This is a genomic window from Streptomyces botrytidirepellens, from assembly GCF_003721215.1.
Taxonomy (GTDB): domain Bacteria; phylum Actinomycetota; class Actinomycetes; order Streptomycetales; family Streptomycetaceae; genus Streptomyces; species Streptomyces himastatinicus.
The window spans coordinates 1-7,624 of record NZ_RIBZ01000713.1 but is presented as its reverse complement, the minus strand read 5'-3'; the positions used below and the strand labels follow the sequence as shown (position 1 = coordinate 7,624).

Below are 7,624 nucleotides of genomic sequence, written 5' to 3'. Positions count from 1 at the left end.
CGGGGGTTCCTCCCCGCCGCGACGGCGCGTGCTCCCATCGGTACGGGCTACTCCGTACGCAGGCCCTCCGGGCGCATCATGCGCCACAGCGGCGGCAGGCTGGCCAGGGTCACCACCAGGATGACGCCCGCGCCGATGCCGGTCATCGCGGCGAGTCCGGCCCAGTCCACGGCGATCCCCTCGCCGACCATCTTCAGCAGCAGGACGCCCAGCGCCAGCCCGCCCGCGATCGACAGCGCGAGACCCAGCACCACCGGGACCGCGGTCTGCCACAGGATCGACCAGCTCAGCGTGGTGCGCCGGGTGCCGAAGGCCACCAGGACCGAGAGCAGCCGCTTGCGGTCCCGCAGTTGCTCCAGTGTGGTCACGATCATGCTGGCCCCGATGAGCAGCAGCGTCGCGGTGGCGCCGATGAACAGGACGTTGCGGATCGCCTGGAACTCGGACGACTGCGACGAGCTGGTGAGCTGCATCACGTCCAGCGTCGGGGCGATCGTCGCGCTGGCGTTGCGTACGTACTCCTCGGCGTCCGGCACCTTCGGGTCCAGCCTGAGCATCGCCACCGCCTGCGGGTCGGACAGGTCCGAGACGTCGAAGGCGCCGGGGGTGGCGAGGATGCCGGAGCGCTGGGCGCCGATCGGGTCCTGCCTGGACTCCACCTCCTTGGCGGAGCGGGGGACCGTCCACAGCGTCGGCTTGTCGGGCGTGGGTATGCCGTCGTCGAAGGCCAGATTGATCTGCGCGCCGGGCTTCGCGAAGGCGTGGTCGGGGCCCGTGTACTCCGGGTCCGCGGTGACGGTGAACACATCGCCGTCCCGGCAGCTCGTGATGTGGGCCAGCTCGCGCAGCGCCGGGCAGTCGGCGACGGTGAGGGAGTCGGTCGGGATGTAGGCCGGGTCCTTCGCCTTGCTGCGCGGGTCGGAGAAGGAGGCCTCGGTGACCCCGAGCACGCTCCGCACGCCCTTGGCCGCGCCGAGCCGTGCGAACGCGTCGCGGGCCTGGGCGCCGTTGTCCACGTTCATGTTCATGACCAGCTGGGCGCGGTTCGGGTCCTGGTTCGTCTCCTCGGTGTTCTGGGCCTCCACGCTCGCGAAGAGCATCTGGAGCGCGATGGCCCCGGCGACCGCCACCGTGATGCCGCTGACCGCGCGTGCCGCGGTGCCGCTGCTGAGCTGGAGCCGGCGGGTGGCGAGCTGCCAGGGCACCGGGCCCTTGCCGAAGCGCTCCACCACGGCCTCGACCAGCCAGGGCAGCAGCGCGGTGGTGCCGATGAGGAGCAGCACGGCACCGGCCGCGGCCTGGTACGGCTTGAGGTCGCTGCCGCCCGAACCGCTCGCCCCGAAGCCGCCCGCGAGCGGAGCCAGCAGCCCGATGCCGAGGAGCGGCAGCAGCAGCCGCCACCACAGCCGCCGCCGCTTGGGGGTGGCGTTCCGTACGACGCCCAGCGGCTCGATGGCGATGGCGCGCAGGGCGAGCAGCGTGACGGCGACGGCCGAGGCGGGCACGGTCAGCACGATCGCCAGGGCGAGCGGGAGGGAGGGCGTGATGTCGGAGGTGAAGAAGCTCAGGCCCATCATCGAGGCGCCGCTGATGGCCTCCCGCACCATCAGGAACAGCGCGGCGCCGACCGCGAGCCCGAGGACCGATCCGAAGAGCGACTCACCGGCGGCGATCCGCCGCGTCATGTGGATGTCGGCGCCGACCAGCCGCAGCGCGGCCAGCCTCTTGTCGCGCCGCTCGCCGCCGAAGCGGGCGGCGGTGGCGATGAAGATGAGCACCGGCAGCAGCAGCACCACACAGCCGATGACGACCAGCAGCACCAGCGCGGGGTCCAGCTCGTCCCCGCTGGTGTCCTGGGCGCCCCAGCGGTCGATGCGGTAGTCGGAGGGGACGCGGTCGAACTGCTCCTGGGGGACGCCCGCGTAGTAGCGGTATTCGGCGGGCCCGGACAGTCCGCTGTCGCCGATCACGCCGATGGTGCGGTACGGGAAGCGGTCCCGGAGCAGCTTGCCCTCGTCGGATGCGAGCAGCTCCTTCAGCGCGGGCGAGACCCACATCTCCCCGGCGGCCGGAAGGCGGCCGATGCCCGGCGGACGGGGCGGACGGTCGCCGTCGGGCGCCATCACCAGGCCCTGGATGTCCTTGTCGTGGTAGTCGGTGTTCGCCATGGCGAGGCGGATCGTGCCGGGGCCCGGCTTCGGCTCCTCCCCGAAGCCGAAGGCGGCGATGGCGTTGTTCCGCTCGTTGCGCCCGGAGTCCATGGAGGGGACGGATGCGGCGATCAGCAGCAGCGTGACACCGAGGCCGACGCCGACCGCCGTCATGATCGTCCGGGCCCAGCTCTCCCGTCCGCCGGTGACCGCGAACCGGCCGCCCATGGCGAGGTCCGCGGCCCAGCGGGCGATGCCGGGGCGCCGCGGCGGCTCGGGGGCCGGGGCCGGGGGCGAGGACCGTACGGCCGTCAGGGTCGCGCGGCCGGTGGTGCCGTCGCCCGGGCTCGTGGGGCCGTCTTTCGGGCCGCTCATCGCACGCCCGCCATGTCCCGCGCCTTGCCGTCGCGCACGACGACCTCGCGGTCGGAGTACGCGGCGACCCGCGCCTCATGGGTGACCAGGACGACCGCGGTACGGGTCTCCCGGGCCGCCTCGGTCAGCAGCTCCATGACCCGCTCGCCGTTGAGGGAGTCCAGCGCGCCGGTCGGCTCGTCGGCGAACAGCACCCGCGGCCCGGTGACCAGCGAACGGGCGACCGCGACGCGCTGCCCCTGACCGCCGGAGACCTCGCCGGGCCGCTTGGCCGCCACGTCGGCGACCTCCAGCCGCTCCATCCAGGACACCGCCCGGGCCTCGGCCTCCTTGCGCTTGACCCCGTTCAGCCGCAGCGGCAGCGCGACGTTCTCCACGCAGGTCAGCTCGGGGACGAGCTGGCCGAACTGGAAGACGAAGCCGAACTCGCCGCGGCGCAGGCTGCTGCGCTCGGCGTCCGACAGGGCGGACAGCTCGCGCCCGCCGTAGTGGACCGCGCCGGAGTCCGGCCGGACGATCCCGGCCAGGCAGTGCAGCAGCGTCGACTTGCCGGAGCCGGAGGGGCCCATCACGGCGACGACCTCGCCGGCGTGGATGGAGAAGTCCGCGCCGTCGAGCGCGGGGGTGGGGCCGTACGACTTGTGCAGGCCGTCGGCTATCAGCAGGGATCCCGCCGGAGTCATGAACGCACCGCCTTGGCGAGTGGGCTGAGGCGGGCCGCGGTGAGCTCAAGCCAGCGCAGGTCGGCCTCGAGATGGAAGAGGGCGTGGTCGCAGATGAGTTGGTCGCTGAGGTCGCCGCCGCGCTTGCGCTGGGTCAGCTCGCGCATCAGCCGCAGGTGTTCCGCGCGCTGGACGTCGAGCAGATCGGCGGCGTCGCGCCCGGTGAGCAGGGCGAGGACGACCTTGGTGTAGAGGACCGACTGGAGGTAGGGCTCGGGCTTCTCGGGCTGCGCGAGCCACTGCTCCACATCGGTGATGCCCGCGTCGGTGATCGCGTAGCGCTTGCGCTCGGGACCGCCCGCGTGCTCGACGCCGTCGACCTCCACGAGGCCGTTCTTCAGGAGCCGGGACATGGTCGAGTAGACCTGTCCGTAGTGCAGCGGGCGGTCATGCCCGAACTTCTCGTCGAAGGCGCGCTTGAGGTCGTACCCGTGTCGTGGGCCGGACTCCAGAAGTCCGAGCAGGGTGTGGCCGATTGACATGCGCGGCACTCTACACCATGCGTATACCTCGTGTGTATAGCTGCGATGAGCGATGTATCTGCGCTGGTCAGCGGCCTACTGCGGGTTCCTGCCCCCGGATTCGCCATCCTCGGGCCCGTCCCCGGCCGCCGGGCGGGGCGGGCGGCCGCGGCGCGGGATCGGACGGGCCGTGCCGGGCAGTCGGCCTGCGTCCGCCAGCGCCTTGCGCAGCAGGAACTCGATCTGCGCGTTGGCGCTGCGCAGTTCCTCGCCCGCCCACCGGGCGAGGGCGTCGTGGACCGCCGGGTCGAGCCGCAGCAGCATCTGCTTGCGCTGCCGCCGCGACTGCCGACCGGCCGCGCCCGCGCCGGACGAGCCCGCTTCGGGCGTGCCCGCTCCGGCGGCGCCCTCCGCGGCCGTGCCCTCCTCGTCCCGGTCCGTCACTGGTAGAGCGTGCCGGTGTTGAGGACGGGCTGCGGAGCGCGGTCGCCGCACAGAACCACCATCAGATTGCTGACCATCGCCGCCTTGCGCTCCTCGTCCAGCTCCACGATGTCCTCCTCGGTGATGCGGGCCAGCGCCGCCTCGACCATGCCGACCGCGCCGTCCACGATCTGCCGCCGGGCGGCGACCACCGCGCCCGCCTGCTGCCGCTGGAGCATCGCGGAGGCGATCTCCGGGGCGTACGCGAGATGGGTGAAGCGCGATTCGATGATGCGGACCCCGGCCGCCTCGACCCGGGCGTGCAGCTCGATCGCGAGCTTCTCGGTGATCTCCTCGGCGTTGCCGCGCAGGGACAGGCCGTCCTCGTCATGGGCGTCGTACGGGTACTCGATGGCGATGTGGCGCACGGCCGCCTCGGTCTGGGTGGCGACGAACTCCAGGAAGTCGTCCACCTCGAACATCGCCTGCGCGGTGTCCTCGACCTTCCAGACCACGACGGCGGCCAGCTCGATCGGGTTGCCGTAGGCGTCGTTGACCTTGAGCACCGCGGTCTCGTGGTTGCGCACCCGGGTCGAGATCTTCTCCCGGCTGGTCAGCGGGTTCACCCAGCGCAGCCCGTCGGTGCGGATGGTGCCGCGGTAGCGGCCGAAGAGCTGGACGACCCGGGCCTCGCCCGGCGCGACCATGTTCAGCCCGCACATGGTGATGATCGACGTGAGGATCACCACGATCCCGGCCACGATCAGCGCGGTGGACCCGGCGCCCTTGTGCTCGGCGGCGACGGCGGCCCCGGCCAGGATCAGCCCGACCCCGGCGATCAGCCCGACCAGGCCCAGCAGCAGGGCGAGGCCGCCGCTGATGTTCTGGGCGGGCCGCTCCCGTACCTGCGGCTCGGGGATGGCCGGTATGTCGGCGGTGGGGGTGGCGGTGTCGGTCATGGAGTCCCCGTTTCTCTTCGAGAGTGTCTAGCAAAGTGATAGCACATTTGGCTTCCTGTGCAACCCTCGGCGGTGCTGGCCCGTCAGTTCCCGTGAGAGACGTGCTCTTTGTCACGTACGGAAAAAGCTCGATCGATGAGTATTTGCCGGTTGTAGCGGTGTTAGCTTCATGAGCTGGCTTGGGTGCGGGGGGCTGATGGACTGGAGCGGCGGGAGAGATGGGTAGAGCGGACGATCGGCGGGCGCGGCAGAAGGGCGCACGCAGGGCCAAGAAGGCCGCCAAGCGGGGGGGTATACGCCGGTTCTTCACCTGGAAGATGGTGTTGGGCTACTTCGTCGCGTTGGGCGCCCTGGCCGTCGGGGGGTTCTTCATCCTGTACATGCTCGTGAAGGTGCCCCCGGCCAACGCCGCGGCGAGGGCGGAAGCCAACATCTACAAGTACAGCGACGGCTCGATCATGGCGAAGGAGGGCTCGGTCAACCGCGAGTCGGTGCCGCTCTCCAAGATCCCCAAGAAGGTGCAGCACACCTTCGTCGCCGCCGAGAACAAGGACTTCTACACCGACTCCGGCGTGTCCTTCTCCGGCACCGCCCGCGGTCTGATCAACACCGCCCTCGGCCGGGGCAAGCAGGGTGGCTCGACCATCACCCAGCAGTTCGTCAAGAACTACTACCTCAGCCAGGAGCAGACCGTCAGCCGCAAGGCGAAGGAACTGGTGATCTCCCTCAAGGTCGACCAGGACCGGTCCAAGGACTACATCCTCCAGGGCTACATCAACACCAGCTACTACGGCCGCGGCGCCTATGGCATCCAGGCCGCCGCCCGTGCGTACTACAACAAGGACGTCGAGAAGCTGACGGTCGCGCAGGGCGCCTATCTCGCGGCACTGCTCCAGGCCCCCAGCCAGTACGACTATTCAACGGCCGGTCCCAACGGCAAGAAGCTGGTCGTGGCCCGCTGGAACTACATCCTCAACAACATGGTCGAGAAGGACTGGCTGTCCCAGAGCGAGCGTGACGGGCTGAAGTTCCAGAAACCCATCGCGCCCCGCCCCATCGCCGGGCTCGACGGCCAGACCGGCTACGTGATCAAGGCAGCCAAGGAGGAGCTGTACAAGGAGGGGGTGGACGAGAAGGAGTTCGAGGCCGGCGGCTGGACGGTCACCCTCAACATCGACAAGAAGAAGCAGAAGGCGCTGGAGAAGGCGGTCCGCACCGAGCTGACGGACAAGCTGGACCCCAAGAAGCGACAGGTCGACAAGGACGCGCAGGCCGGCGCGATCTCCGTGGACCCCAAGACCGGTGGCATCGTGGCGATGTACGGCGGCGCGGGCGCGACCGAGCACTACATCAACAATGCGACCCGTGCGGACTACCAGCCCGCCTCCACCTTCAAGCCGCTCATCCTGGCCTCGGCCTACGAGAACGGCTCGACGACCCAGAACGGCACGCCGATCACGGCGAGCACCCTCTACGACGGCACCAGCAAGCGGCCGGTCAAGGGCAGCGTCACCGCCTTCGCCCCGCCGAACGAGGACGACAAGTCCTACGGCCCGATCAACGTCCAGAAGGCGATGAACAAGTCCGTCAACTCCGTCTTCGCGCAGATGGCGGTGGACGTGGGCCTGGACAAGGTCAAGAGCACCGCCGTGGAGCTCGGCATGAACGGCGACGTGAAGAACGGCTTCGACGTGCGCCCCGCGATGTCGCTCGGCGTGATGGGCGCCAGTCCCAAGGAGATGGCCGGGGTCTACGCGACCCTCGACAACCACGGCAAGAAGGTCACCCCGACGTTCGTGAAGTCGGCCGAGAAGGGCGACACGAAGCCCGAGCTTCCGGACCCGACCAACGGCCAGGCGATCAGCCGTGGCGCGGCCGACTCCGTCACCCAGGTGCTGACCGGTGTGGTCGACGACGGCACCGGCCAGGCCGTGCGCACCCAGGGCCAGGAGATGGCGGGCAAGACCGGCACCTCGGACGACAACAAGTCCGCCTGGTTCACCGGTTACACCCCCGACCTGGTCACCTCGGTCGGCATGTTCGGCGAGGCGAAGGGCGGCAAGCAGGTCACGCTCAAGGGCCTGGCCGGCGGTGGCCGGGTCAACGGTGGTGACTACCCGGCCAGGATCTGGAGCTCGTACATGGGCAGCACCCTGGACGACGACTCGACCACGAAGTTCGACCTGGACACCGAGCTGGACAACGCCCCGCCGCCCCCGCCGACGACGGAGTCCGAGGAGCCCCCGACCACGTCCGCGCCTCCCACGGAGAGCGAGAGCCCGACGCCGAGCAAGAGCCCGACTCCGACCGACTCGCCGACGGCGCCGACCACGCCCGCGACGCCGTCGACCCCGCCGTCCACGCCCCCGACCGCCCCGACCCTCAGCCCCCCGGCCACCCTGCCGGGCGGGGAGAACGGCGGCGGCGACGACGACGGACAAGGCGGCGGCTGACCGATCCGACAGGTCTGACCGATCCGACAGGTCTGATAGCGCTGAACCGAACCGGCCGCCCGGCACCTTGCGTGCCGGGCG

General features: G+C 70.6%; 6 protein-coding genes. 1 reads left to right on the top strand and 5 read right to left on the bottom strand.

Annotated elements, in window-relative coordinates; all coding sequences use genetic code 11:
* Positions 1–47: 47 nt before the first annotated feature.
* The 5 genes from EEJ42_RS36670 to EEJ42_RS36650 form a co-directional block, all read right to left on the bottom strand.
* On the bottom strand, positions 48–2,525 hold the full coding sequence (locus EEJ42_RS36670; RefSeq protein WP_123106510.1) for an ABC transporter permease: 2,478 nt from the start codon (positions 2,523–2,525) through the stop codon (positions 48–50).
* Entirely contained in the window at positions 2,522–3,208 is a 687-nt protein-coding gene (locus EEJ42_RS36665; protein WP_063735799.1) for an ABC transporter ATP-binding protein, read from the bottom strand. The genes EEJ42_RS36670 and EEJ42_RS36665 overlap by 4 nt, the downstream gene beginning before the upstream one ends.
* Positions 3,205–3,729, bottom strand: coding sequence for a PadR family transcriptional regulator (locus tag EEJ42_RS36660; protein ID WP_039937797.1), 525 nt, complete (start codon positions 3,727–3,729; stop codon positions 3,205–3,207). The genes EEJ42_RS36665 and EEJ42_RS36660 overlap by 4 nt, the downstream gene beginning before the upstream one ends.
* A gap of 75 nt (positions 3,730–3,804) precedes the next feature.
* Positions 3,805–4,152, bottom strand: coding sequence for a type II toxin-antitoxin system antitoxin (locus EEJ42_RS36655; RefSeq protein WP_342778378.1), 348 nt, complete (start codon positions 4,150–4,152; stop codon positions 3,805–3,807).
* The gene (locus tag EEJ42_RS36650; RefSeq protein ID WP_123106508.1) at positions 4,149–5,090 is read right to left on the bottom strand and encodes an SPFH domain-containing protein; all 942 of its coding nucleotides are present in this window, start codon (positions 5,088–5,090) and stop codon (positions 4,149–4,151) included. The genes EEJ42_RS36655 and EEJ42_RS36650 overlap by 4 nt, the downstream gene beginning before the upstream one ends.
* A 218-nt stretch (positions 5,091–5,308) precedes the next feature.
* Between EEJ42_RS36650 and EEJ42_RS36645 the strand changes: the two genes are divergently transcribed.
* Positions 5,309–7,543 carry a transglycosylase domain-containing protein gene (locus EEJ42_RS36645; RefSeq protein ID WP_123106507.1) on the top strand — a complete coding sequence of 745 codons (2,235 nt, stop codon included), beginning with the start codon at positions 5,309–5,311 and terminating at the stop codon, positions 7,541–7,543.
* Positions 7,544–7,624: the final 81 nt, after the last annotated feature.

Coding starts and splice junctions, on each gene's coding strand:
- EEJ42_RS36670 (WP_123106510.1), bottom strand. CDS start 2,525: ATGAGCGGCCCGAAAGACGGCCCCACGAGCCCGGGCGACGGCACCACC.
- EEJ42_RS36665 (WP_063735799.1), bottom strand. CDS start 3,208: ATGACTCCGGCGGGATCCCTGCTGATAGCCGACGGCCTGCACAAGTCG.
- EEJ42_RS36660 (WP_039937797.1), bottom strand. CDS start 3,729: ATGTCAATCGGCCACACCCTGCTCGGACTTCTGGAGTCCGGCCCACGA.
- EEJ42_RS36650 (WP_123106508.1), bottom strand. CDS start 5,090: ATGACCGACACCGCCACCCCCACCGCCGACATACCGGCCATCCCCGAG.
- EEJ42_RS36645 (WP_123106507.1), top strand. CDS start 5,309: ATGGGTAGAGCGGACGATCGGCGGGCGCGGCAGAAGGGCGCACGCAGG.